The following is a 26,862-nucleotide window of genomic DNA, read 5'->3' on the forward strand; positions in this document are numbered from 1 at the left end:
AGCATGACCCTGTGAGCTGTATGGCCAATCGTGTATTAATTATAGGTCTGGGCCTGATTGGTGGGTCTTTAGCTAAAGCACTCAAAAAGAAGCATTTTGTAAATGTCGTAGTGGGTTACGACCGTAACCTTGATGAGCTTCAGCAAGGTATTGATCTTGGTATCATCGATGAGGGCTGTAGTGACTTTTCTAGTGCGGTAAAAACGGCAGATATTATTGTTTTAGCTGTTCCCGTTAAAGCAACTGAAGCTGTTTTATTTGATATAAAACCTTATCTTCAGCCTCATACTGTTATTACTGATGTTGGTAGTACTAAGGGCAATGTCATTGTTGCAGCACAAAATGTATTCGGCTCAGTTCCCCGTAATTTTATTCCTGGGCATCCCATTGCGGGTTCAGAAAAGAGCGGCGTTGCGGCGGCTGATGATACGTTATTTGTAAAGCACAAGGTTATACTGACGCCGTTGCCTGATTCGGATAAAAGTGCAACACGCTTGATCGCTCGGATGTGGCAAAGTACGGGGGCAGAAGTGTTACAGATGGCAATAGAACGCCATGATGAAGTGCTTGCAGCAACGAGTCATCTACCGCACCTCCTTGCGTTTTCATTAGTTGATACCTTGGCTAAAGAGCAAGACAGTACTGAGATCTTTCGTTATGCCGCGGGTGGTTTTCGGGACTTTACTCGTATTGCCGCTTCAGATCCGACGATGTGGCATGATGTCTGCCTAGCAAATAAGAAACAAATATTGGATCAAATTGATAATTTCACCGCAGGTTTAGCGTCATTACGCCGGGCTATTGTTGACGGTGACAGTCAGTCGATGTTGGGTGTATTTACACGCGCAAAATCTGCCAGAGAGCATTTTAATAAAATGCTAAGTGGTACCGCATATTCACAAACACATCATAATTTACAGGTAACCTTCCACATTCGCTCCGCCGGGCCGTTACAAGGTCGAATTAGCGTCTCGGGTGATAAGTCTATGTCTCACCGGGCCATAGTCTTGGGTGCATTAGCGGAGGGCGTGACAAATATTAATGGTTTTCTAGAAAGTGAAGACAGTTTGGCAACAGTTCAAGCTTTTCGAGATATGGGTGTTGTTATAGAAGGGCCTCATCAAGGTGCTGTAAAAATTTATGGCGTGGGCCTTCATGGATTGTACCCACCTCCGGGGCCTTTGTATTTAGGTAACTCAGGCACGTCGATGCGACTATTAAGTGGTTTGTTAGCCGCTCAAAAATTTGATACAGAGTTGCTAGGTGATAGATCCTTGTCAAAGCGGCCGATGGAGAGAGTTGCGGAACCTTTACGTGAAATGGGTGCCTCTATCAATACATCAGAAAATGGAAGCGCACCTGTTTATATATCAGGCGGTCAGCAATTATCCGCTATTAATTATCAGATGCCAGTAGCCAGTGCTCAGGTTAAATCAGCTCTGCTGCTGGCTGGGTTATATGCTCAAGGTGTTACGCAAATCAAGCAATCTGCTATTACGCGTGACCATACTGAGCGGATGCTAAAAAACTTTGGTGTTGAATTAACCACACAGAACAGTGTCGTCAGTATTGCTTCAGGGCAAATACTGAGAGCGACAAATTTAGATATACCTGCTGATATTTCTTCAGCTGCATTTTTCATAGTAGCGGCGGCTATTAATCCGGGCTCTGATTTAGTAATTGAGCAGGTGGGGGTAAACCCGAGTCGCTCTGGTATTTTAGATATCATGAAAATGATGGGGGCCGACCTTACACTAGAAAACCCAATGACACTCAATGGCGAACCCGTAGCAGATGTACATGTGCGTTACACGCCATTGAAAGCGATTACTATTCCTGAAGAGCTAGTGTCGGTTGCTATTGATGAGTTTCCTGTGATCTTTGTAGCAGCCGCTGCTGCTACAGGAGTGACCTGTTTAACAGGCGTTGGAGAGTTACGGTATAAAGAAAGTGATCGTATTGAAGCAATGCAGCAAGGACTGCTGCGAATGGGTATAAATGTTGTCGTTGAAGGTGACAACATTCTTATTACCGGTGGTGAACTACAGGGAGCAAATATTAGTAGTTATGATGATCATAGAGTAACAATGGCATTTGCTGTTGCAGGTACCATTGCTAAAGATGAAGTAAGGATTGAAGCCTGCAGTCACGTAGCAACCTCATTTCCAGAGTTTATTGAGGTTGCTCAAAAAGCAGGTATACGCATTCATAAGGAGGAGACGAATGTCTCAAGTTAACACTAGTGTGCCCGTTATTACCGTTGATGGACCTAGTGGTTCAGGTAAGGGAACTGTGTGTAGGTTACTGGCAGAAAAATTAGAGTGGAGACTGTTGGATAGTGGTGCGCTATATCGATTAACAGCTCTGGCGGCCAGTCACCATGGTGTATCAATTGATGATGTAGAAGCTTTGGTGGTATTGGCAGCTCATTTGGACGTACAGTTTTCTACACGTGATGACGGTGTTCAAATTGTGCTCGAAGGTGAGGAAGTCACTCAAGCTATTCGTAATGAAAGCATCGGAAATGATGCCTCTAAAATTGCGGCTATAGGTCCAGTAAGGCAGGCTTTACTTGAGAGGCAGCGTGCTTTTGCAGAGTTACCAGGTTTAATTGCAGATGGTCGAGACATGGGGACCGTTGTCTTTCCTGCCGCTACCTTAAAAGTCTATTTAGATGCGAGTGTGCAAGAAAGAGCAACTAGACGATATAACCAGTTGATAAATAAGGGGCTCGATGCTAGCCTTGAAGTGATATTGGAAGACTTGCAAGAACGTGACACGCGTGATATGAACAGAAGTGTGGCACCATTAAAGCCTGCAAGTGATGCGATGGTACTGGATTCAACCAGTATGAGTATTGAAGAAGTTCTGAGTGCGGTCCTAGAAGAAGTACGTCACAAGGGGTTGCGTTAGAACGTTAAAAACGGATGTGATAACCAACAGCGAACGTTGTGAGGGTATTTAGATGAGTGAAAGTTTTGCTGATCTCTTCGAAGAGAGTCTGCAAGGGCTGAATATGGCGCCTGGATCCATTGTGACAGGCACAGTAATAGCGATAGAGAATGATTTCGTTGTTGTTCATGCAGGACTTAAATCTGAAGGTGTAATACCGCGAGTACAATTTCACGATGACAAAGGTGAACTTACCGTCGTTGTTGGTGATGAAGTTCAAGTTGCACTAGAAAGTGTTGAAGATGGTTACGGTGCAACAAAACTTTCCCGTGATAAAGCAAAACATGCCGAAGCCTGGGCTGTGCTTGAGCAAGCCTTCGAAAAAGGTGAAACCATTAATGGGACGATTACAGGTAAGGTTCGAGGTGGTTTCACGGTAACCGTTGGTAACGTAGATGCTTTTTTGCCAGGTTCATTGCTAGATATTCGACCGCTACGAGACAGTACTCATCTTGAAGGTAAAGAGCTTGAGTTTAAGTTAGTTAAACTCGATGCAAAACGTAATAATATTGTTGTTTCGCGCCGTGCCGTTCTTGAAGAATTAAACAGTGCTGATCGTGAGCAGTTGATTGCAACGCTAGCGGAAGGTATTGAGTTAAAAGGTATTGTTAAGAACCTAACAGACTACGGTGCATTTATAGATTTAGGTGGCGTTGATGGCCTGTTGCATATTACCGATATTGCTTGGAAGCGTGTTAAGCACCCAAGTGAAGTATTGACGGTTGGCGACGAAATTAATGTCAAAGTACTGAAATATGACCCTGAGCGTACCCGCGTCTCTTTAGGTATCAAGCAGTTGATGGCTGATCCATGGGAAGAAACTATCGCTACGATTAACGTAGGTGACAGAAAAAGTGCCCGCGTAACCAATCTGACTGAGTATGGTTGTTTTGCTCAAATAGCTGATGGCATTGAAGGTTTGGTGCATGTGTCTGAAATGGATTGGGCGAATAAAAATATCCATCCTTCCAAAGTGGTGCACGTAGGACAAGAAGTCGATGTGATGGTGTTAGCAATCGACAAAGAGAGGCGCCGTATTTCGTTAGGCATGAAGCAGTGCCAGCAGAACCCATGGGATGCATTTTCTCAGAAGTATAAGAAGGGTGATAAGTTAACCGGCCGCATTAAATCTATTACTGACTTTGGAGTTTTCCTTGGTCTTGATGGCAATATTGACGGTCTGATTCATCTTTCAGACTTATCTTGGGATTTGCCAGGAGATGAGGCTGTTAAGCAATACCATAAAGGCGCTGAGGTTGAAGCCGTTGTTGTATCAATCGACATTGAGCGCTCCCGTATAGCGTTGAGTATTAAGCAATTAGAAAGTGACCCTTTTAGTGAATTTGTATCATCTAAAGGAAAAGGGCATGAGGTAAGCGGCACGGTAACGGCTGTTGATAAGCAAAGAGCTAACGTGCAATTAGCAGACGGTGTTGATGCTGTTTTGAAAGTTGCAGACTTCTCGCAAGACCGCATTAACGACCTTTCTGAGCACCTAAGCGTTGGAAGTTCGTTGTCGGCATTTATTTCGGCCATCGATAGCAAGAATAGAATAATCAATCTTTCTATAAAACAGAAAGAACTGCAACAAGAGAAAGAAGCGTTGCAAGCAGTACAGCAGCAAGTGGTTGAGGCCGCAGGGCCTACCACAATTGGTGATCTGATAAAGCAACAGATGAGTAAAAAGGACTCCTGAACCCTGAGGCGCTATAGGCGCCTTTCTAATTTACAGGGCATGTTAGGAGATATGATAGTGTATGAGGCAGCGGAGGGAGTATAATGACAAAATCAGAATTGATAGAGCATCTGATTGATCGGCATCCTGAACTTTCTGTAAAAGATGTAGAGCTGGCAGTTAAAGCAATGCTTGACCATATGACAGAATCACTGGCCAATGGTGACCGCATAGAAATTCGCGGCTTTGGTAGTTTTTCTCTTCATTTTCGAGCCCCTCGTATAGGGAGAAACCCTAAAACGGGTGATTCTGTATCGCTAACGGCCAAATATGTTCCTCACTTTAAACCAGGAAAGGAACTACGGGAGCAGGTTAATGAGAGTATTGAACAAGGCTTTTAAGCGGTGTTGAGGCCGTTATAAAGTAGTATCTGGAGGTTACATAGTGCGTTGGTTAAAAATCTTAATAGTATTCCTGCTATCAGCTGTTATTTTGATGGTTGGTATTATGTTTACGATACATAACACTGAAAAAGTATCGATTGATTTAGTGTTTCTTACATTGCCTGAAGCGAGCTTGTCGCTTTGGTTGATAGCTGCTTTTGTTTTGGGTGGTATCTCTGGGATCTTGCTGAGCAGTGTGGCTGTTGTTTCTCTTAAGGCTCGCTTGATGGGCAGCCGTCGTAAAGTTAATGCGACTAACAAAGAGCTTGATCAATTGAGGACGGCAACGCTTAAAGACGCTGCATAACGTGCAAAATATTTGGCTTATCGTACCGTTAGTAATCGCTATTTTTATTGGCTGGTTACTCGGTCGAAAAAGCTTTAGCCAAGAAATGAAACCTGCATCTGAAGGTGTGTTGGGCCGCGATTATTTTATAGGGCTTGATCATCTTTTAAATGAAAAAACAGATGCAGCCATAGAAAGCTTTATTCGCGCGCTTGAAGTAAATAGTGAAACCATTCCTGCTCACTTAGCTTTAGCTAAATTGTTCCGGCGTAAAGGTGATGTTGAGCGTGCTATTAATATTCACCAAAATCTCTTAGCTCGGCCAGACTTATCACGTCAAGATTCACTAAGAGTGCAGATGGCGCTTGCACTAGACTATGATGCTGTCGGTTTATTAGATCGCACTGAGAATCTTCTTAAAGATATTGTTAAGCAAAACCCTCCACGTGAAACTCGTCGTAAAGCACTAACTGTGTTAACCAAACTGTATGAAAAAGAACAGGAATGGCACGACGCGTTGAGTACAGCACAAAAGCTTAGTCCTGATGAAACGCTCGATATCCGCCATGAATGCGCACACTACTATTGCGAGTTGGCTGAAAAAAGCTTAAAAGATCAGCAGTATAAAGAAGCTGCAGATTTTACAAAGCAGGGGCTGCAGTTAGACCCTCTGTCAGTGCGTGGATCACTGTTACAATCACGTATTGCGATAGATCAGCAACAATGGAAAACGGCGATTCGAGCTTTGCGTAATGTTGAAAAGCAAAATGTAAAGTTTGTATCTGAAACGATTAAAGACCTAGAGTGTTGTTACTCTGCGCTACAAAATCGTACAGAGTATGAAGCTTACTTGCGTCACTGTTTATCAGCTGCGCCCTCGGCAACCGTGATTTTAGCATTAGCTGAAGTGATCAAAGATGATCGAGGAGTATATGCTGCAGGTTCGTTTATTACTGATGAGCTAAAACATCGTCCATCAATTAAAGGTTTTAACCGTTTAATAGCGATGCATATTGAGCACGGAAGTGAAAATGCCAGAGACAGCCTAAAGGTGTTACGTAGCTTGATTGGTACACTGGAAGCGAGTAAACCGCGTTACCTTTGTCAGCAATGTGGGTTTTCTGGACGGGCGCTGGTATGGCAGTGCCCATCTTGTAAAAGCTGGAGTACAACCAAACCCATTCAAGGTTTGGAAGGCGAGTAAATAGTAGTGGTTTCGTACTACAAAAGTCAGTTAATAGTGAAAGAGAGCAGAGTAAAGTGACCCTTGATAAAAAGCGCATCATTGTTGCATTGGATTACCCGACTGTTGAACAGGCCCTTGATATGGCTAATCAACTTGACCCTATGCGTTGTAGATTGAAAGTGGGTAAAGAGCTATTTACTCGTGGCGGTCCTGCAATAGTTGAGCAGTTACAGCGTAAAGGCTTTGAGGTTTTTCTTGATCTGAAATTCCATGATATTCCTAATACAACAGCAAAAGCAGTAAGAGCCGCTGGTGAGTTAGGCGTGTGGATGGTGAATGTTCACGCTACCGGTGGACGCCGAATGATGGAAGCTGCTCGTAACGAATTGAGCCAGGTAAAGAACAATAAAACCTTGTTAATTGCAGTGACCGTTCTGACAAGTATGGAACGTGAGGATTTGCAAGAGGTCGGCTTGGACCTTGATCCTCTAGATCATGTAAAACGCTTAGCGGCGCTGACAGAGTCTTGTGGGTTAGATGGCGTAGTCTGTTCTGCTCAAGAAGTAACACCATTAAGAGCAATCATTTCACCAGAGTTTAGCTTGGTAACGCCAGGTATTCGCCCTGCAGACAGTGTTGCAGGTGATCAGCGCCGCATTATGACGCCTTCTGAAGCATTACAAGCTGGCAGCACGTATCTTGTTATTGGACGTCCAATTACTCAGGCCGAAAACCCGTTACTCGCGCTAGAGTCGATTGAGAAAGAGATTGCTGCATTTATCTAGTTGATTGCTCATAATTAGCAGGCCATAACCAAGCGGCGCCTCTAACGCCGCTTGAGTCTCCATGGACTGCTTTCGCTAATTGCGTGTTTACGGTATCTGAAAAGATATACTGCCCCCATGCCTTAGGTAATTCTTCATAGAGGCTGTGTATATTTGATAGCCCTCCACCTAATACAATGATGTTAGGGTCAAGTATATTGATAACACTCGCAAGACTACGAGCAAGCCTGTCGATGTAAATACGGCAATAAGCTTGAGAGAGCGAACAACCTTTCTCCGCTCTCTGCCAAATAAGATCGGGGCTTGTTGCAAAGCTTAAAGGGTGGGTGAGGTTATTAATCTGGTTTTCTCTAAGAACCTCTGCATTGTAGCGTTGTATAGCACCCGGACCTGACAGATAAGTTTCAATGCAGCCCTGTTTTTTACAGTAGCATTCTTGGCCGGGTAACTCATCGTACTTTGGCGAGGGCAGTGGGTTATGCCCCCATTCGCCTGTTATTGAGTTTGCGCCATTAATGACCTGTTGATTCACGGTAATACCAGCACCTACGCCTGTTCCTAAAATAACACCGAAAACTACAGCGTGTCCTTTCCCCGCCCCATCGATAGCTTCAGAGAGAGCAAAGCAATTTGCATCATTACTTAAGCGCACTGGGCGATTAAGGGCGCTTTCAAGGTCCTGCTGTAGAGGCATTCCAATAAGGCAGGTAGAGTTCGCGTTTTTAATTAATTGTGTAGATGAAGAGACTGCTCCAGGAATACCGATGCCAATAGTGGCGTGCTGTCCAATGTGTTTTTCAGTATCTAAAATCAAATTAGTGATGGCGAGAAGAGTAGCCTGATAATCGTGTTGTGGTGTTGCTATGCGTTGACGATAAAGAATATCACCATTATTCGGTATGCCAGAGCTGTGTTGTTGAGCTTCGTCGTTAAGAGCAACGATCTCAATTTTTGTACCGCCAAGATCTATCCCAATGCGCATAGTTATTCACAGTGATGAAGTATGCTGTTTAGAATAGATCTAACGTCACAGAGAATAAAGCCAAGTAATTAAAGAATAAAAAATAGGGTGGCAGGGATAATTATTAAGCTTCCGATATTACCTAATAGAACAATGGATGCTACTTGATGGGGTTCCTGTTGATAGCGCTCTGAAACCATGTAATTGAGTACAGCGGGCGGCATAGCACCAAACAGGACAAGATAGGTAAAGTGGGCTGGTTCAAGTTGGAGTAAGGGTTGTAGAGCAAGCGCAATAACAAGGCCGCTAAGAGGGCATAAAATAGCACCCCAAATACCAATTTTCCAATGAGTAAGGTCGACATTGGTCATGCGTACGCCTAATGCAAATAGCATAAGAGGAATAGATATTTGGCCTAACATATCAATAAAAGTAGCAGCGCCAACAGGAACATGTAAGTCAAAAGTGCTCCAGATTAAGCCTGCTATTGTAGCGATAATCATGGGCATTTTAAGTACATTGATCGGGTTAGTTTTATGATCAAGAATATATAAACCCACTGTAAAGTGCAGCAGATTCTCGACTAAAAAAAGTACCACGGCAGCCGGTAATGCGTGTTCTCCAAAAGCGAGCACGGCTAGCGGTAATCCTAGATTTCCACTATTGCTGAACATCATTGGAGGAAGGAATGTTTTAGGGCTAACGCCTAATAACTTACATACCGGTAAGAGTAATAAGCCTGATCCTAAAACAACGATAGCTGCCCCAATAGCTAGCATTTGAAATTGGGGTAAATCAAATGATTTTGCAGAGAGTACTGAAAAGATCAGTGCTGGTACAAATACATCGATATTAATAGTGTTCGCAGTCGACATGTCCGTATGACGTTTGCGAGCATAAAAAAAGCCCACACTAACAATTGCGACAAGCGGGAAAACGGTTAAAAAGATCCGCTCAAGTAGTGCTAGTGTGGTGCTTTCCATAGATGCGTTTAATCCGTTGTGTTAGTCGTATTTTTTACCAGTAGGGACAATAACGACAGGCAGCTTAGCATGTTTAACAACTTGCGCTGTAGTATGGCTATGGCGGCCGAAAGTGTTCTCAGCGCCCATAACAACCATCTGTACATTACGTTTTTTAGCTTCATTGAGAATGGAATCAGTGTGATTGCCTTCAACAATGACATATTCCATTTCCACGTTTATTTCTTCAGGCAGGCTGTTCATCTCTTCTGCACAGAATGTTTTGATTCTTTCATGCATTTCTTGATGGATTGTATTAATCCCCTCATCATGCATTTTCTTTACCATATCATCAGGCAAATAGTTTTTGATAAGCGCAGAACCCATTTCTCCGATAGGCTCTACCACGTGCAAGATAACAATCTTGGCATTAAGAGCACCGGCTAGTTTCACTGCATGGCGAAAAACCGGACGCGTATGCTTACCAAGAGATGTAGTGTAAAGAATGGTATTGATATCAGGTAAAGCCATGTTGGCATCCTCACAACGTTTTGTTTGAGTATTCGTTCAGGCCTTGTTGGCCTGAATACGATTGTTTTCTTCAGTCGATGGTGCGTCAGTCAGTTTAGACTGAGTACAGCGATCCACCAGGTAAATAATAGATTTATAATCAATCCCACTATGATGGCTTAAACCAATTTCGCAGGTGCGACTGGTCGAATAGCCAACATCACAACTTTGTACAGCGCCTTTTAGCGTACGCAGTGCTGATGCATTTAGTTCAGGGGTTGAGAAGCCTTTGTCACCAGCAAAACCACAGCAGGTTATCTGATCAGGAATAACAACCTGTGTTGAGCATGCTGACATGATGCGTTTGAGTTTTTCTGCTTGTCCCATACGGGTTGCGCTACAAGTAATATGCAGTGCAACGGGCTCATTACCAGCGGTAAACAGCAAGCGATCCATCAGGAACTCATCAATGAAATCGACGGTATCGTAGAGTTTGATACGAGAGTCAATTTTATCCTTTAGTAGTAGGCTGCAAGGGCTGGTGTCAGAATACACAGGAAGCGCCCCGTTTTCTGTGATCTTAAGCAATACTTTTTCAATTTCAGACGATTTTGAATCAGCGGCGGCGAACATTCCTTTGGACTGGAACGGCATACCGCAGCATAGATTATCCATATCAGGTGGATAGATGACTTCAAAACCTGCTTTGCGCAGCAGTGCTTCAGTTTTATCTGCTAAAGGTGTTTGGTCAGCATCCCCTCTTGCGGGTCCCATTGTCCGGCTAGCGCAGCTAGGTAGGTAAACAACTTTTGGTGCATTGCTAGCTGTTTGGCTAAGCTGTGCTGCTGGCTTTGGTTTGATTTTAGGTGCACCGGTTGGCATTGACGGTGTCCATTGCTGGATGCGCCCGCCCGATAACTTACGAGACGCGCCAGTAATAGCCGACATTGCCTTAGTGCCTATTAAACCATGGGTTACATCGGCTGCTGCGAAGGTAAACCGGCTGGCTTTTGCTAATGTACCGTAATGATCAGCTAACCATTGAGCCAATTTAGAGTGTTTCTCGTTGTTCTGGCTGCGGATAGAGCGTGTTAAGTCGCCGGTATTAATACCGACAGGGCAGGTGGTAGAGCATAAACCACAGGCTGCGCAGGTATCGGTTCCTTGGTATTTATACTCTTGGCGTAATTCGGCAAGTCGCTCGGGGTCTGCATTAGGGGTATCGCTGGCGGCTTCAAGGCGAGCAATCTCACGCCAAATAACGATGCGTTGTCGAGGTGTTAACGTCAATGCACGAGAGGGGCAGGTTGGCTCACAAAAGCCACACTCAATGCACTTATCTACTAATGGATCGGCAGCGGGCAAAGGTTTAAGGTTTTCAAGATGTACATGGCTGTTTTTATTGAGTAATACACCTGGGTTCAAAATATTTTTTGGATCTAAAAGCTCTTTTAGTTCCCACATTAGCTGGTAGGCATCTTTTCCCCACTCCAGCTCAACGAAAGGAGCCATGTTGCGGCCAGTACCATGTTCTGCTTTAAGAGAGCCATCATAGGTGCCCACTACCATATGAGCGACATCAGCCATTAAGCCGTCGTAGCGTTCTATTTCAGCTTGAGTATCAAAAGCTTGAGTGAATACAAAGTGTAAATTACCCTCCAGAGCATGACCAAAAATAAGGGCTTCATCGTAATGCCACTTTTTGAACAGCTGGTGGAGGTCATTCACAGCATCGGCGAGCTGCTCAACAGGGAACGCAACATCTTCAATGATGACAGTTGTACCAGTAAGGCGAATAGCGCCTACTGCTGGAAACAAACCTTTACGAATAGCCCAGAACTTTGCGTACTCTTCTGGTTTGTTAGTGAACTCGATAGGACGCGCTGTTTCTAGGTTAGCAATTGATGCCTTTATCTCTTCAACTTGCTTGGCCAGCGCATCAGGGTCTGGTGAGCGAGTTTCAACCAATAACGCCGCTGCATCTTCAGGTAAGTCTTTGATGAAATCGGGCATGCCGGGCTTGTCTTCGACAGAGCGCAAACCTGCACGGTCCATTAGCTCTACGGCTGACACCGGTGTTTTCTTAAGAATGGCGACGGCATCACAGGTCGTGCGCACTGTATTAAAAAAGATTAGAGCAGAGGCTTTGTTAGGGTGCTCGTCTACGGTTCGGTAGGTTATCTCGGACATGAAACCAAGCGTACCTTCAGAGCCAATCATGAGGTGTTGAAGTATATCGATTGGGTCGGTGTAGTCTACCAATGAATTGAGCGCATAGCCGGTAGTGTTTTTTAAGCGGTATTTATGATGAATACGCTCATGTAGCGCTTGGTTGGCGCGTGTTTGCAGGCTGAGTGCCTCTAGAGCATCTAATAACGGTTTATGAGATTGTCTAAACTGTTTTATGGAATCAGGGCTGCCGGTATCCAGTTGTGCACCATCGGCCAGTACAAGCTTCATGCTTTTGAGTGTTCGATAGCTATTTTGTGCTGTACCACAGCACATGCCGCTCGCATTATTGGCAGCAATACCACCAATCATTGCCGCATTAATAGAGGCTGGGTCGGGTCCGATTTTTTTATTGAAAGGGGCAAGGTAGCTATTGGCCTGGCCTCCGATAACGCCGGGCTGGAGGCTAATCTCTGTGGCGTCATTATTGATATGATAGCCTTTCCAGCCATCGCCTAGTTGAATCAAAACCGAGTCAGTAATGGCTTGTCCGGACAAACTAGTACCGGCGGCTCTAAACGTGACAGGGACTTGAGTTTTATCAGCGAGGGTAACGATGCGTGCAACTTCTTGTTCGCTTTCTGTTCTCACAACTATTTGTGGAATTAAACGATAAAAACTCGCATCTGTACCGTATGCTAATGTACGCAATGGGTCAGTAATTAAGCGTTCTTCAGGAATAAACTGCTGTAGTTCAGCCAGAAATTTTTGATGTGTCTGTTTCATAGTATTCCCTGAAGCCACTTGGATGGGTTTGTTGAGTGGAGCGTGCTTGGGGAGCGAGCACGGCTATATAAGCCGCGGCATCAGCAGGGATGCCGCGGTTGTACATCATGTGTTGGTGCACTATTTAGCGTAGGCGATTGCCGGCAGCCATAGTACAAGTTGTGGCCAGAAAACCAGAATGAACAAGGCAATTAGCTGTAGGCCGATAAATGGCAAAACACCCTTGTAAATATCTTTTAATTTGACGTTCGGAGGGCATACGCCTTTTAAGTAGAAAAGGGCAAAGCCGACCGGCGGTGTTAGGAAGGATGTCTGTAATGCCATGGCGACTAACATGACGAACCACACCAGTTCTGGATTATCTACTACGCCATAACCGTTAATATCTAAGCCTAGGGCCGATATGACCGGTGCTAACAGTGGCAGAATAATCAGTGTGATCTCTATCCAATCTAGGAAGAAACCTAGTAAGAAAATCACGCCAAGAATAAAGAAGATAATGCCGTAAGGGCCAAATGGAAGGCCGGTTAGGAATGATTCAATAAGCTCATCACCACCGAGTTCACGTAATACCAAAGCAAAGCAGGTCGCACCAATAAAGATGGCAAAGATATATGCCGTAGTATTGAGTGTTCCACCCATAACTTCTCTTAGTACAGGAATGCTGAAGCGACGGTTATAGATCGCCAGTAAGGTTGCACCCATTGCGCCCACACCAGAAGCTTCTGTTGGTGTAGCAAAACCACCAAAGATAGAGCCCAACACCACAAATATGAGTAATAGCGTAGGCAAAACCGCTTTCAGCACATTAGCGACAACAGGCCAAGTCACCGCTTTAGCATCTTCAGGAACCGGTGCAGCATTTGGTTTTACATAGGAGTAAATCAGAATGTAAGTAATATACATACCCCCTAGCATTAACCCTGGGAATACAGCGCCCATGAACAGATCACCAACGGATAAACCGAGTTGGTCAGCCATGATAACCAGCATGATGCTTGGTGGTATTAAAATACCCAGTGTGCCAGCTGAAGCAATCGTACCTAATGCCAATGGCATTGAATAACCCTGCTTGGTCATCGATGGTAAAGACATAACAGCGAGTAATACAACCGAAGCACCGATGATGCCTGTTGATGCGGCCAAAATAATACCGATGGCTGTTACAGTAACGGCTAAACCGCCACGAACACGACCAAACAGTTCTTGCATTGAATGCATTAGTTTTTCTGCGACACCAGATTTATCAAGCATAATACCCATGAAAATAAACATAGGTAATGCGACTAGAATCCAGTTGTCCATGATTTTCCACAGACGGTTTACGACCAAGCCAAGCGTGGTGTAATCAAGCCCGGTCATGGTGTCTAAATTAGCATCGGCAAACTGACCGATAAAAGCAAAAATAATACCGACGCCGCCTAGAACCCAAGCAACAGGAATACCGGTAAAAAGAAGTGCGATGAATGATAAGAACATCGCAATGACCATAATTTCATTGGCGTCCATCATCACTCTCCACGTATTAGTAAAACAATATCACGATATAGGCGTGATAGAACGGCTAGGCCGAGTAAAGCAAAGCTAACAGGAATAACCCCTTTTATAACCCAGCGATAAGGTAAGCCAGATGGGGATTGAGAGCTTTCGCCGATACGATAAGAGTCGTAAAAGAAATCGAGACTATGCGCAAAAATAATAAAAATGAAAGGTAAGACCAAGATCAAGATGCCCAGAATTTCGATGATGTGTTTCGTGCGTGCTCGAAAGTGAGAATAAAATAGATCTACACGAATATGTGAATTAGTGGTTTGCGCATAAGAAAGGCCAAACATAACGCCAACAGCATAAAGGTGCCATTGAAGCTCTTCTAATACGATTAAACCGTTTGAAAATCCTTTTCGAAGTACGACCTGCAAAATGATTACAAGAACCAGCAGGACGTAGCACCAAGCAACTGACATACCGATACGCTGGATAAAGCGATCGATCTTATCGGCTAAAGGCACTGAGGGGAGAGTATCGTTCTCAGTCACAGGAAGGCACCTACATCGATTATTATTGTATGGAAATAAAGCAGGCAGTGAATCACTGCCTGCTTGAACTTACGTGTTGCGGTTAATAGAGCTATTAACGGCTACGTGGTAGGAATGCGTTTGATTCCCACAAGTTATAACCTGTACGGAATGTGTCTAGATCATCCCATACTTTTTTGAAGAACGGGTCAGCTGCAGATTTTTCATCAACAACTTCGCCCCATTTTTCTTCAAAGGCAGCAAGCATAGTGTCATTCCAGTAGCGGATTTCAACACCGTTCTCTTTCGCTTTAGCCATAACAGGGAACTGCATTGCTTCACCTTCAGCAATCGCATTCGTCATAGACGCTTTACAAGTGTTTTCAACCGTTGCTTGTTGCCCTGCAGACATTTTGCCCCACGCATCTTTGTTTACTAGCAATTCAAAGATAGTGGCTTGTTGATGCCAGCCAGGGAAGTAGTTGTACTTCATGATTTTATGGAAGCCAAGACGCTGATCGATAGCTGGCTGAGAGAACTCAGATGCATCGATTGCACCTTTCTCAAGAGCACCAAAGATTTCACCGCCAGGTAGCTGTGATGTAGAAACACCCATCTTTTCCATGACCGAAGCGCCAAGGCCGAAGAAGCGCATATTCAGACCTTTAAGGTCGTCTGGCGTGTTGATTTCTTTGTTGAACCAGCCTGATGTTTCTGGAGAAATAATCGCACAAGGAATAACTTTAACGTTGAAGCCGCTAGTGTCGTACATTTCTTGATAAAGTTTCAGGCCGTTACCGTAGTACATCCAAGCCATATATTCGCCCGCTTCAGGGCCAAAAGGTACTGCAGAGAAGATAGCAGCGGCTGGCATTTTACCCTGCCAGTAACCTGCTGTAGCGTAACCTGAGTTCACTTTACCTGAAGATACAGCATCAAGAATTTCTGGAGGGCTAACGAGTTTACCTGGCTCATAGATTTTCATCTTCATTTTGCCATCAGTAACCAGTTTTAGCTGGTCAGCAACCCAAACAATAGGAGTACCGAGTGCAGGCAGGTGTGAGCCAAAAGCAATCGGGGTTTTCAGTAACATTTTATCAGCTGCTTGAGCAGGCATAATAGCAGTAGCGGCAACACCTGCCAAAACAGCAGCAGAGATCACAGACTTGGTAAACTTTTTCATGTCTCATCCTCAATAACGATATTATTTTTTTTTATACTCGGTACTGAATATACAACAGATTCGTTGTTATAACAGTGTTAAAAACGTGCTTGCTAAATTGGTATTACCAATTTACCATCATCTAGATTGCTACTGTATTTTTTTTAACCAGTGCTTGTCAACGATTTTTATAAACTAAATATATATTGGTTTTGTAGTTGATAAACGCTAGTTTCACATTTAAGTTAATATTTAATTAGTGGTAAGACCAATTGTGCAAGTGCGTAATTTGAGTCTTTTTAGACGTTAGTTTTATAAAGATCTAAGTAGTAATACTGACTCAGTGAGAGTGTAGAAAGACTATGTGACAGTTTATCTGTGCTGAGAATTTTTAATTTAGTAAGTGGTTGGAAGAATAATAACATGGCGTATCAAAAGGTCAGACAGCCGAAAATATCAGATGTCATCGTTGATAGAATGGAAGAGATGATATTGGAAGGAACCTTAAAGCCTGGACAAAAGCTGTTGCCAGAAAGGGAGTTATCGACTCAATTTGAAGTATCTAGGCCCTCGTTGCGTGAAGCAATACAGAAGCTTACGGCTAAAGGCTTATTGGTTAGTCGCCAAGGAGGGGGTACATATGTTTCAGAGGATTTAGGTGGTTCCTTTATGGATCCGCTATTAGAACTCTTTAAAAGCCACCCGGAAGCGCAATATGATTTGCTTGAGTTTAGGCATGCACTAGAAGGGGTGACTGCATATTACGCAGCATTGCGTAGTACGCCAGCTGATAAAAAAGCAATAAAAACCAGCTACGACGCACTACAAGTGCACCACGCAAATAAAGATTTTGTAAAAGAAGTGGCAGCAGATGTTGATTTTCATCTTACCATCGCCGCCTCCACGCACAATATGGTGCTTCTTCATATGATGCGTGCTTTGTTTAGCTTACTACGACAGCATATTGGAGATAACTTACAAAATGTCTATCCCAAGCCTGGCTACCGACAAAAAATACATGATCAACACTTTAAGCTGATGGAGGCTATTTTCTCGGGTGAGCCTGATCTAGCACAAAAAGCAGCGCATGATCACTTGGCTTATGTAGAGGAGTCTTTATTAGAGCAGGGTAAAGAAAACACCCGAGTAGAAAGGGCTTTGCGTCGCTCTACTCATATCTGAAATTAGACTTTAGGCTATTAATACTTTTATGTATAAATACTACATAAATACCATTTTATGACCTGAATCAGTACGTTTTGTAGACAAGTTTTTCAAAATTTTGTAGTATTACTACAAATCAAAAGAAGGAAGCAGATGTTGCGGTGCGGCATTAAAAGCTTCTCAAGATAAAGAACAGGCTCGGTTTGCACTATAAAAGCATTAAAAAAGAAGCCTGCTGTTTATAACTACAAGGGATAAGTGCTTAAAGCATACGTGGAGAAGGCAACGTGCAAGACAAATATATTGATGACATCGATCCAATTGAAACAACTGAATGGTTAGAAGCACTTGAGTCCGTCGCAAATAATGATGGCGATGACCGTGCTCGATTTTTATTAGCACAGCTAGGGCGTAAAGCGTCTGACATGGGTGTTGATAGCTTAGGTTCTGTTACTACCCCTTACCGCAATACTATTTCCTCCAAAGATGAAATCCGCATGCCGGGTGATCTGTTTATGGAGCGTCGCATCCGTTCATTCATTCGTTGGAATGCAATGGCAATGGTTATGCGAGCGAACGACAATAAAGATGGCCTTGGTGGTCATATTTCTAGTTTCTCTTCTTCTGCAACATTATATGACATTGGCTTCAACTACTTCTTCCGTGGTAATGAAGGCGGGCAAGATTCAGATATGGTGTTTTTCCAAGGCCATATCTCTCCAGGTATTTATGCGCGTGCTTACCTTGAAGGCCGATTAACAGAAGATCAGCTAGATAACTTTCGTCGTGAAGTAGATGGTCACGGTCTTTCTTCATACCCGCACCCGTGGTTGATGCCTGATTTCTGGCAGTTCCCAACGGTATCTATGGGTCTTGGTCCGATCCAGGCAATCTACCAAGCGCACGTGATGCGTTACTTGTCTGCACGTAGCCTAATTAACCGTGGCGATCGTAAAGTATGGGCATTTTTGGGTGATGGTGAGTGTGATGAGCCAGAGTCTTTGGGTGCTATTGCATTGGCAGGTCGTGAGCAGCTAGAAAACCTCGTATTTGTAATCAACTGTAACCTACAGCGTCTTGATGGCCCTGTTCGTGGTAACGGTAAAATTGTCCAAGAGCTCGAAGGTGTATTCCGCGGTGCTGGTTGGAATGTTATTAAGTGCTTGTGGGGCCGTCATTGGGATCCACTATTTGAAAAAGATGAGCACGGTTTATTGCAAAAACGTATGGATGAGGTTTGCGATGGTGAATTGCAAAACTTTAAAGCCAACGGCGGCGCATACACGCGTGAGCATTTCTTCGGAAAATATCCTGAGCTACTAGAAATGGTTAAGGATATGTCAGATGACGAGATCATGAACCTTAACCGTGGTGGTCATGACCCGTATAAAGTTTATGCCGCTTATCAGCAGGCAATGAACAGCACAGGGCGTCCTACAGTAATCCTAGCGCAAACGGTTAAGGGTTACGGTACAGGTAAGTCTGGCGAAGCGAAAAACGATACTCACTCAATGAAAAAAGTAGCGATCGACGATCTTAAAGATTTCCGTGATCGTTTCTCTATTCCATTGAATGATGAGCAGTTGAAAGAGGTTCCTTACTACCGCCCTTCAGCTGAATCACCAGAAATGAAGTACATGTTAGAGCGCCGTAAAAAATTGGGTGGTTTCTACCCAGTACGCCGCAACGAAGTACAACAGCTTGAAACACCAGCACTAGAAGCTTTCTCTAACAACCTAAAAGGTAGTGGAGAGCGTGAGCTTTCAACGCAGATGTCTTTGAACCGTGTATTGAATACATTGGTTAAAGATAAAAATATCGGAGAGCGTATTGTTCCGATTATTCCGGATGAAGCGCGTACTTTCGGTATGGAAGGTATGTTCCGTCAGCTAGGTATTTATACCTCGGAAGGTCAGCGTTATGTGCCACATGATAGCGACCAGATCATGTTCTACAAAGAATCTAAAACAGGCCAGATTCTTGAAGAAGGTATTAACGAAGCCGGTGCAACGTCTGCTTGGATTGCATGTGCAACATCTTATGCAAACAACAACTGCCCGATGATTCCGTTCTACATCTTCTACTCAATGTTTGGTTTCCAGCGTGTAATGGACTTGATCTGGGCTGCTGGCGATATGCAGGCGCGCGGGTTCTTGATCGGTGCTACCGCAGGTCGAACAACGTTGAACGGTGAAGGCTTGCAGCATCAAGATGGCCACAGTCACTTGATGGCGCAGATGATTCCTAACTGCGTATCTTATGACCCTACTTATGGTTACGAGCTAACCGTTATTGTTCAAGACGGTATTCGTCGTATGTATCACGAAGGCGAGAATCGCTTCTACTACATCACGACCATGAACGAAAACTACTCGCACCCAGAGATGCCTACTGGCGCTGAAGAAGGCATCATTAAAGGTATGTACATGCTCAAAGAAGGTAAAGATGCTGAGCTAAAAGTTCAGTTGATGGGCTGCGGTACTATCTTGCGTGAAGTTGAAGAAGCCGGTGTGATCTTGCGTGAAGAGTACGGTATTGAGTCTGATGTATGGAGCACAACGTCTATCAACGAATTGCGTCGTGATGCGCAAGGTGTTGAGCGATACAACCTACTGCATCCAGAAGCAGAGCCGCAAGTGGCTTATGTAACTGAGTGCTTGAAAGATCGTCAGGGTCCGGTGATTGCTGCTACAGATTACATTCGTTTGTATGCTGATCAACTACGTGAATACATTCCAGCACGTTATAAAGTGTTGGGTACCGATGGTTACGGTCGTTCTGATACGCGTGCAAAACTACGTGAATTCTTCGAAGTTAACCGTTATTACGTAGTCGTTGCAGCGCTAAGAGCACTGCAAGAAGATGGCAAGGTAGAAGCTTCAGTCGTCGCTAAAGCCATGCAGAAATTCAATCTCAACCCAGAAAAACCAGCGCCGTGGACTGTGTAAGTCCTTATAAATGCCTGAGCGTTTGCTCAGGCCTGCTGATTTTACAAGTTGAATTGAACGCAATGGCGAAAAACGAACAGAGGACATTATCGTGAGCACAATCACAATTACAGTTCCAGATTTAAGCGGCGCAGAAGATGTTGATGTTATCGAAGTATTGGTTAAGGCCGGTGACGTAGTCGCTGAAGGCGATAGCCTAATGGCTTTGGAAACAGATAAGGCATCGATGGAAGTCCCAGCAGAACAAGCGGGCACCGTCGTAGAAGTAATGATTAATGAAGGCGACACCTGCAACGAAGGTGACGTTATCCTAACGCTAAGCACAGATACAGCAGAAGTTGCCGCGCCAGTGGCTGCCCCTGTTGAAGCGGCTCCGGTTGCTGCAGCACCTGCACCAGCTGCAGTCGCGGCACCTACTGCCACATCAATCGAACAGGTTTTAGTGCCTGACTTGAGTGGCGCAGCAGATGTAGATGTTATCGAAGTAATGGTTAAGCCGGGCGATGTGATTGAAGAGGGTGATAGCCTGATCGCATTGGAAACCGACAAAGCATCAATGGAAGTGCCTGCTCCAATGGGCGGTAAAGTCGTTGAAGTGAAAATTTCAGAAGGTGGCACTTGTAGTGAGGGCGATCTATTAGTACTGCTTGAAGTGGGTAGTTCTACAGCGCCAACAGCCGCACCTGTAGCTGCGCCGGCTCCAGCGGCTTCTGCTCCGGTAGCCGCGCCTGCTGCGCCGGTTGCTGGTGGTGTTGAAGACGTATTAGTGCCTGACTTGAGCGGTGCTACCGACGTTGATGTTATCGAAGTGATGGTTAAGCCTGGCGATGTGATTGCTGAGGGCGATAGCCTAATCGCACTAGAAACTGATAAAGCATCAATGGAAGTGCCAGCCCCTAAGGGCGGTACAGTTAAAGAAGTTAAGATCACTGAAGGCAGTACTTGTAACGAAGGCGACGTGCTTATCGTTCTGGAAGTTGCAGGAAGTGTTGCTCCAGTCTCTGCGCCAGTTGCAGCAGCGCCTGCATCGGCACCCGCTGCACCCGCGCCAGTTGCTTCTCCTGCAGCGCCGGCACCGGCTGTTAATCAGGTTGATCTTGAGAAGAAAAATCGCAAAATCAATGCGGGGCCTGCTGTTCGTGCGGTGGCGCGTGAGTACGGCGTTGATCTGAGTGAAGTAAAAGGGAATGGCCGTAATGGCCGTGTTCTTAAAGAAGATGTGCAAGCGTATGTGAAAAGCGCACTGAAGCAACTGAAAGAAAAGCCAGTAGCGGCAGCAGTCACTGGTGGTTCGGGTATTCCGGCAATCCCCGCTGTTGATTTCAGTAAGTTTGGTGAAATCGAAAAAGTTAAGCTGAGCAAAATCGGTAAATTAACGGCAGCAAATATGTCTCGCTGCTGGTTGAATATTCCGCATGTCACTCAGTTTGATGATGCTGATATCACTGAGCTAGAAGCGTTCCGTAAAGGCATGAAAGAAGAAGCACTAAAAGCAGGTGTTAAATTGACACCGCTGCCTTTCATGATCAAAGCGGTTGCTAAAGCATTAGCTGAAAATCCAAAATTCAATGCATCACTGGATGCAGACGGTGAGCATGTCGTCTACAAAAAATACATCAATATTGGTTTGGCTGTTGATACGCCAAATGGCTTGATGGTACCCGTGATCAAAGATGCGGATAAAAAATCAATTTATGAGTTGTCTTTGGAAGCAAACGAATTGGCGGGTAAAGCGAAAGATCGCAAGCTCAAGCCAAACGAAATGCAGGGTGCATGCTTCACAATTTCTAGCTTAGGCGGTATTGGCGGAACTGGCTTTACGCCAATCGTCAACGCACCTGAAGTAGGAATCTTGGGTGTCTCTAAAGCAGATATCAAGCCGCGCTGGAACGGTAAAGAGTTTGAGCCACGTATGATGTTGCCATTGTGCTTATCATACGATCATCGTGCCATTAATGGCGGTGATGCAGGCCGGTTCCTTACTTACCTGAACAGCTTGCTGAGTGATATTCGTCGCTTGATGCTGTGATGCCATGTAACGTTTTAGCAAGTCCCTTGGCTTAGCTTACGGGGTTCCTTTTAGGGACCCCGTTTTTTTTGTCTGAAACTCTGCTAAGGCGCTGTTGTGCCTTGCAACATTTTGCTTAAAAAGTTAATTTAGCTGAGATAAAATTTTTACTCTGTAAGGATACTATGAAAAAGATATTGACGGTTTTCGGAACGCGTCCCGAAGCGATTAAAATGGCTCCTCTCGTAAAAGCGCTGGCAAAAGAGGGTGAGTTAGAAAGTCGCGTGTGTGTGACCGCCCAGCATCGTGAAATGTTAGATCAAGTTTTGGGGCTTTTTGAAATAAAGCCTGATTATGATCTAAATATTATGAAGCCCGGCCAAGATCTTTTTGATGTAACCTCGCGTATATTATTAGGCATTCGCGAAGTTCTGCGTGAATTTAAGCCGGATGTTGTTTTAGTTCACGGTGACACCAGCACTACTTTTTCGACCGCCTTAGCTGCATTTTACGAGCAGATTCCCGTAGGGCATGTTGAAGCAGGGCTAAGAACTGGTGATATATACTCGCCATGGCCAGAAGAAGCCAACAGAAAGCTGACAGCAACGCTAACTAAATGGCACTTTGCACCTACGCAGCTATCGTATCAAAATCTCGTCGATGAAAAAGTACCCGCACAATACCTGTCGATTACCGGTAATACGGTTATTGATGCGTTGCATTGGGTTGTGGATAAAATTGCCACGGATAGCTCGCTTGAATCAACATTATCGTCGCGCTTTCCTTTTCTTGATGAGAGCAGAAAGCTCATTCTAGTGACAGGCCATCGACGTGAGTCTTTTGGCGGTGGTTTTGAGCGTATTTGTGAAGCATTGGCTGATATCGCCAAACGTTACCCGGAGTCACAAATTGTTTACCCTGTTCACTTAAACCCTAATGTACAAGAGCCTGTCAATCGGCTTTTAAAGGGTGTTGATAATATCTATCTAATCGACCCGCAAGACTACCTGCCATTTGTTTATCTGATGAATCGTAGTCACCTTATCTTGACGGACTCGGGTGGTATTCAAGAAGAAGCACCCTCGCTAGGTAAGCCGGTATTGGTCATGCGAGATAACACAGAGCGCCCTGAAGCAGTCGATGCAGGAACCGTTGAGTTAGTGGGTACTGACTACGAAAGAATAGTCGCGGGGGTTGTTGAGTTAATGGAATCGCAAGAAAAGTATGATTCTATGGCGAGAGCCATAAACCCTTATGGTGATGGTACGGCATGCCAGAAAATTGTAGATACGCTTAAGTGCAGTTAAGTAAGCAGTATTAAGCGGCATTAAGTATATCTAAAGCATCTTTTTATTATGCTTAGTATCAGTAGCGAATTTCATTTTTAAACAGGTAAGTAAACAATGAGTTTTGAAACAGTATCGGTTATCGGCTTAGGTTATATCGGGTTACCAACAGCGGCAATTATCGCATCGCGTGGCATTAATGTTATAGGTGTTGATGTTGTGCAGTCGGCGGTTGATACCATTAACGCGGGTAAAATTCATATTGTAGAACCTGATTTAGATATCGTTGTACGCAGTGTGGTAACAACAGGTAACTTGCGCGCAACAACGACACCAGAACCTGCAGACGTATTTATGGTAGCAGTACCAACACCCTTTATTGCAAGTAATGATGGTGAGCATAAGCCAGATCTGTCTTATATTGAATCTGCAGTAAAACGTATAGCGCCGGTGTTAGAAAAAGGTAACTTAGTCGTGCTTGAGTCGACTTCACCTGTCGGTACAACAGAGAAGATGTCGGCGTGGTTAGCAGAAGCTCGCCCAGATCTTAGCTTCCCGCAGGATAAAGGTAGCGCCGCAGATATTAAAGTAGCGCATTGCCCGGAGCGTGTTTTACCGGGTTACGTCCTGCAAGAACTTGTATCAAACGACCGTGTTATTGGTGGTATGTCTAAAGCATGTAGTGATAGAGCAGTTGAGCTTTACAAAACGTTTGTACGCGGTGAGTGTATTGTAACAAACGCACGCACAGCAGAGATGGCCAAGCTAACAGAGAACTCGTTCCGCGATGTGAACATTGCTTTTGCAAATGAGCTTTCAGTTATCTGCGACAAGTTAAAAATTAACGTATGGGAGTTGGTAAAACTCGCTAACCGCCACCCGCGTGTCAATATTCTTAACCCGGGGCCAGGTGTGGGCGGACATTGTATTGCTGTTGATCCATGGTTTATTGTTGATAGCTGCCCTGAAGAAGCAAAAATCATCAAGCAAGCACGTTTAACGAACGATGCTAAGCCGCATTATGTGATTGATCAAATCACTAAAGCAGCTGATGAGTTTAAGCGCCCGGTGATTGCCTGCCTAGGTTTAGCATTTAAAGCCGATATTGATGATCTACGTGAAAGCCCAGCGCTACACATTGTAGAAGAGTTGGTTAAACGTAATGTAGGTGAAATTATTGCTGTTGAGCCTAACATTGGAGCTTTGCCCGCTAAGTTGGCTGAATCAGAAATTGAGCTATCTAGTCTTGAGAATGCATTAGATAAAGCCAATGTGATTGTCATTTTAGTGGATCACAAAGAGTTTAAATCAGCAGATAAAACTCAGTTCGCCACTAAAGTCGTGATAGATACTCGCGGTATTATTGGTTAGTTTTATTGGCTTGGCATGTGCTTTATTAAAAGTGTCATGCCAAGAGGCTATCCTTTTGGGTGCTGATAGGTTAAGTTTTAAACATCTGTTTTTTCTGCCAATAATTTACATGGAGGTACGCAATGGCTCGTACGTTTATTAAATCAATTCTGATTGCGTTTATTGTTTACAGTGGAAGTGCAGTTGCTTCTATTATTCCTTTTTCACAAAACCCTAATGTATCGCCTGGTGCGACTGTATACAGTGCTGCAGCTGGGTTTCCTACGCCGCATAATGTAGCAGGGCCTGCTGCTGGTGGCCATTTTGGTGCTGGTGATGAGGTCCGTATTTCTGAGATGCTCGACTTGCAAGCGCTAGCGCAAGCAACGGATGAAACGTTCGGAAGTGCTTCTACATTCCAATGGCTTGTTTTTTGGTATGAAGATCCTTTTGCTGCAACGTATTCGCATTTTAATAATATCGAAATTCTTTGGAGTGACATTAATGCGTGGCAAGCAGGTGGCCAGCAAGCTTTAGCTTTTTGGACAGATGCCTATACGCTGCCAACAGCTGGTAACTGGATTGTAGATACTTATTTTGAAGGTGTATTGACTGCTACATCAGCACGCTTTGATGTACCTGAGCCCTCTAGCCTGTTGTTGCTGTCGTTAGGCTTGTTGGGTGTTGCTGCGCGTAAGCGTATATCGCGTGAGATGACTGCATAAAGCTAAACTAGTTTTATGAGTACTTTTATCTAGTTAAAAGTATGTAGGTAAGACATAAAAAAGCCTGAAATCACTTTCAGGCTTTTTTGTTTGTATAGTGAGCTAGATGCTATCTTTTAATGAATCACCACGGCCAACAGCGTAATACATTAAGCCTGCTTTTTTAACTTCTTCTGGGTTGTAAAGGTTGCGGCCATCAACAATAACAGGGAAGTTGAGCTTCTCTTTTAGCCAGCTAAAATCCACTGCACGAAACGCTTTCCACTCAGTACAAATGACTAATGCATCAGCACCTTCGGCGGCGATCTCGCGTGTGCCCACTAGGGTTAAGTCATCACGCTTGCCATAAATTCTGTGTGTTTCGTTCATGGCCTCAGGGTCGTAGGCAATAACCTTGGCGCCGGCTTCCCAGAGTGACTCCATTAATACGCGGCTTGGTGCTGCGCGCATATCATCGGTATTGGGTTTAAATGATAAGCCCCACAATGCAATGGTTTTGCCTGCAAGGTCGCCATCAAAAGCGCGTTGCAGTTTTGCAAATAAAGTTTCTTTCTGGCGGTAGTTTACGGCTTCAACAGCTTTAAGCAGTTGAGCATCGTAACCAGCAGAGTCGGCGGTGCGTGCGAGGGCTTGTACATCTTTAGGAAAGCAAGAGCCACCGTAGCCGCAGCCAGGATAGATAAACTGATAACCAATACGTGGGTCAGAACCAATACCTAAGCGTACCTGTTCAACATCAACGTTAAGATGTTCAGCTAATTGAGACATCTCATTCATAAAGCTAATCTTAGTTGCCAGCATGGCGTTGGCGGCATATTTGGTTAGCTCTGCAGCGCGAACATCCATAAAAATTAATTTGTCATGGTTGCGGTTATAAGGCCCATAACATTCATGCATTAACTCGCATACTTGCTCAGAATCGGTGCCCACAACAATACGTGAAGGCTTGCTGAAATCTTCAATGGCAGCACCTTCTTTTAAAAACTCGGGGTTAGAGCAAACAGCGTAATCTGTTTGGTAATCGCGTTCTGCTAGGACACCAGCAATAGCGATATTAACTTTATCGGCAGTGCCAACAGGCACGGTAGACTTATCAATAATGACTTTATAGCCGTCCATATGCTGGCCAATAGTCTTGGCAACCGCTAACACATATTGTAAGTCGGCAGAGCCGTCTTCATCAGGAGGAGTGCCTACCGCAATAAACTGTAGCGTACCGTGTTTAACGGCTGTTTCTGCATCGGTTGTAAAGTTAAGGCGGCCTTCTTTATGGTTGCGCACAACCATGGGCTCAAGACCCGGCTCGTAGATGGGAATAATGCCGTTTTTAAGCCCTTCAATCTTGTCTTCATCAATATCGACACAAAGTACATCGTGACCCACATCAGCCAAACATGTACCAGTCACCAAGCCCACGTAGCCAGTACCAAATACTGTAATCTTCATGAAAGACTATTCCTGAAAAATAAAATGATTATACCGAAAAAAC

General features: G+C 44.4%; 22 protein-coding genes. 13 read left to right on the plus strand and 9 right to left on the minus strand.

Annotation, left to right across the window (positions count from 1 at the left end; all coding sequences use genetic code 11):
- Window positions 1–20: 20 nt before the first annotated feature.
- The 7 genes from NEJAP_RS04530 (at window position 21) to pyrF (ending at window position 7,327) form a co-directional block, all read left to right on the plus strand.
- Window positions 21–2,237, plus strand: a complete 2,217-nt coding sequence (locus tag NEJAP_RS04530) for a bifunctional prephenate dehydrogenase/3-phosphoshikimate 1-carboxyvinyltransferase (RefSeq protein ID WP_201349502.1) — start codon at window positions 21–23, stop codon at window positions 2,235–2,237.
- Window positions 2,224–2,913: a (d)CMP kinase gene (gene cmk / locus NEJAP_RS04535; protein ID WP_201349503.1), complete on the plus strand. Its 690-nt coding sequence runs from the start codon at window positions 2,224–2,226 to the stop codon at window positions 2,911–2,913. Before NEJAP_RS04530 ends, cmk begins: the two co-directional genes overlap by 14 nt.
- 52 nt (window positions 2,914–2,965) lie before the next feature.
- Window positions 2,966–4,648, plus strand: a complete 1,683-nt coding sequence (gene rpsA, locus NEJAP_RS04540) for a 30S ribosomal protein S1 (RefSeq protein WP_201349504.1) — start codon at window positions 2,966–2,968, stop codon at window positions 4,646–4,648.
- Between the two features lie 83 nt (window positions 4,649–4,731).
- Window positions 4,732–5,028 (plus strand): integration host factor subunit beta, encoded by a 297-nt coding sequence (locus NEJAP_RS04545; protein ID WP_028469740.1) that lies wholly within the window; start codon window positions 4,732–4,734, stop codon window positions 5,026–5,028.
- Between the two features lie 43 nt (window positions 5,029–5,071).
- Window positions 5,072–5,377 carry a LapA family protein gene (locus tag NEJAP_RS04550; RefSeq protein ID WP_201349505.1) on the plus strand — a complete coding sequence of 102 codons (306 nt, stop codon included), beginning with the start codon at window positions 5,072–5,074 and terminating at the stop codon, window positions 5,375–5,377.
- Between the two features lies 1 nt (window position 5,378).
- The gene (gene lapB / locus NEJAP_RS04555; RefSeq protein WP_201349506.1) at window positions 5,379–6,560 is read left to right on the plus strand and encodes a lipopolysaccharide assembly protein LapB; all 1,182 of its coding nucleotides are present in this window, start codon (window positions 5,379–5,381) and stop codon (window positions 6,558–6,560) included.
- 56 nt (window positions 6,561–6,616) lie between these two features.
- Entirely contained in the window at window positions 6,617–7,327 is a 711-nt protein-coding gene (pyrF, locus tag NEJAP_RS04560) for an orotidine-5'-phosphate decarboxylase (protein WP_201349507.1), read from the plus strand.
- On the opposite strand, the gene NEJAP_RS04565 is transcribed toward pyrF, so the two are convergent.
- The 8 genes from NEJAP_RS04565 to NEJAP_RS04600 all read right to left on the minus strand — a co-directional run bounded on the left by NEJAP_RS04565 (window position 7,320) and on the right by NEJAP_RS04600 (window position 15,913).
- A complete protein-coding gene (locus NEJAP_RS04565) occupies window positions 7,320–8,309 on the minus strand; it encodes an ROK family protein (RefSeq protein WP_236591062.1) in 990 nt (329 codons plus the stop codon). The two genes, pyrF and NEJAP_RS04565, sit on opposite strands and share 8 nt — an antisense overlap.
- A gap of 68 nt (window positions 8,310–8,377) precedes the next feature.
- Window positions 8,378–9,271, minus strand: coding sequence for an AEC family transporter (locus NEJAP_RS04570; protein WP_201349508.1), 894 nt, complete (start codon window positions 9,269–9,271; stop codon window positions 8,378–8,380).
- A gap of 21 nt (window positions 9,272–9,292) precedes the next feature.
- Window positions 9,293–9,781 carry a universal stress protein gene (locus NEJAP_RS04575; protein WP_201349509.1) on the minus strand — a complete coding sequence of 163 codons (489 nt, stop codon included), beginning with the start codon at window positions 9,779–9,781 and terminating at the stop codon, window positions 9,293–9,295.
- A 36-nt stretch (window positions 9,782–9,817) separates the two neighbouring features.
- Complete coding sequence (locus tag NEJAP_RS04580) at window positions 9,818–12,715, minus strand: FAD-binding and (Fe-S)-binding domain-containing protein (RefSeq protein ID WP_201349510.1); 2,898 nt, start codon at window positions 12,713–12,715, stop codon at window positions 9,818–9,820.
- Window positions 12,684–12,824, minus strand: a complete 141-nt coding sequence (locus tag NEJAP_RS04585; RefSeq protein WP_201349511.1) for a hypothetical protein — start codon at window positions 12,822–12,824, stop codon at window positions 12,684–12,686. The genes NEJAP_RS04580 and NEJAP_RS04585 overlap by 32 nt, the downstream gene beginning before the upstream one ends.
- 11 nt (window positions 12,825–12,835) lie before the next feature.
- Window positions 12,836–14,224, minus strand: a complete 1,389-nt coding sequence (locus NEJAP_RS04590; RefSeq protein WP_201350464.1) for a TRAP transporter large permease — start codon at window positions 14,222–14,224, stop codon at window positions 12,836–12,838.
- 2 nt (window positions 14,225–14,226) lie between these two features.
- Entirely contained in the window at window positions 14,227–14,751 is a 525-nt protein-coding gene (locus NEJAP_RS04595) for a TRAP transporter small permease subunit (protein ID WP_201349512.1), read from the minus strand.
- 94 nt (window positions 14,752–14,845) lie between these two features.
- Window positions 14,846–15,913, minus strand: coding sequence for a TRAP transporter substrate-binding protein (locus NEJAP_RS04600; RefSeq protein ID WP_201349513.1), 1,068 nt, complete (start codon window positions 15,911–15,913; stop codon window positions 14,846–14,848).
- A gap of 402 nt (window positions 15,914–16,315) precedes the next feature.
- Here NEJAP_RS04600 and pdhR point away from each other — a divergent pair, with 402 nt between their 5' ends.
- The 6 genes from pdhR to NEJAP_RS04630 all read left to right on the plus strand — a co-directional run bounded on the left by pdhR (window position 16,316) and on the right by NEJAP_RS04630 (window position 25,373).
- A complete protein-coding gene (pdhR, locus tag NEJAP_RS04605) occupies window positions 16,316–17,074 on the plus strand; it encodes a pyruvate dehydrogenase complex transcriptional repressor PdhR (RefSeq protein WP_201349514.1) in 759 nt (252 codons plus the stop codon).
- A gap of 269 nt (window positions 17,075–17,343) precedes the next feature.
- Window positions 17,344–20,004, plus strand: coding sequence for a pyruvate dehydrogenase (acetyl-transferring), homodimeric type (gene aceE / locus NEJAP_RS04610; RefSeq protein ID WP_236591063.1), 2,661 nt, complete (start codon window positions 17,344–17,346; stop codon window positions 20,002–20,004).
- Between the two features lie 91 nt (window positions 20,005–20,095).
- Complete coding sequence (gene aceF / locus NEJAP_RS04615) at window positions 20,096–22,033, plus strand: pyruvate dehydrogenase complex dihydrolipoyllysine-residue acetyltransferase (protein WP_201349515.1); 1,938 nt, start codon at window positions 20,096–20,098, stop codon at window positions 22,031–22,033.
- A gap of 164 nt (window positions 22,034–22,197) precedes the next feature.
- A complete protein-coding gene (gene wecB / locus NEJAP_RS04620) occupies window positions 22,198–23,319 on the plus strand; it encodes a non-hydrolyzing UDP-N-acetylglucosamine 2-epimerase (RefSeq protein ID WP_201349516.1) in 1,122 nt (373 codons plus the stop codon).
- 96 nt (window positions 23,320–23,415) lie between these two features.
- The gene (gene wecC / locus NEJAP_RS04625; RefSeq protein WP_201349517.1) at window positions 23,416–24,669 is read left to right on the plus strand and encodes a UDP-N-acetyl-D-mannosamine dehydrogenase; all 1,254 of its coding nucleotides are present in this window, start codon (window positions 23,416–23,418) and stop codon (window positions 24,667–24,669) included.
- Window positions 24,670–24,791: 122 nt separating this feature from the next.
- Window positions 24,792–25,373, plus strand: a complete 582-nt coding sequence (locus NEJAP_RS04630) for a PEP-CTERM sorting domain-containing protein (RefSeq protein ID WP_201349518.1) — start codon at window positions 24,792–24,794, stop codon at window positions 25,371–25,373.
- Between the two features lie 102 nt (window positions 25,374–25,475).
- Here the strand turns inward: NEJAP_RS04630 and NEJAP_RS04635 are convergent, their stop codons facing one another.
- Window positions 25,476–26,819 (minus strand): UDP-glucose dehydrogenase family protein, encoded by a 1,344-nt coding sequence (locus NEJAP_RS04635; protein WP_201349519.1) that lies wholly within the window; start codon window positions 26,817–26,819, stop codon window positions 25,476–25,478.
- Between the last annotated feature and the right edge of the window lie 43 nt (window positions 26,820–26,862).

It is taken from the genome of Neptunomonas japonica JAMM 1380, assembly GCF_016592555.1.
In the GTDB taxonomy this organism is placed as follows: domain Bacteria; phylum Pseudomonadota; class Gammaproteobacteria; order Pseudomonadales; family Balneatricaceae; genus Neptunomonas; species Neptunomonas japonica_A.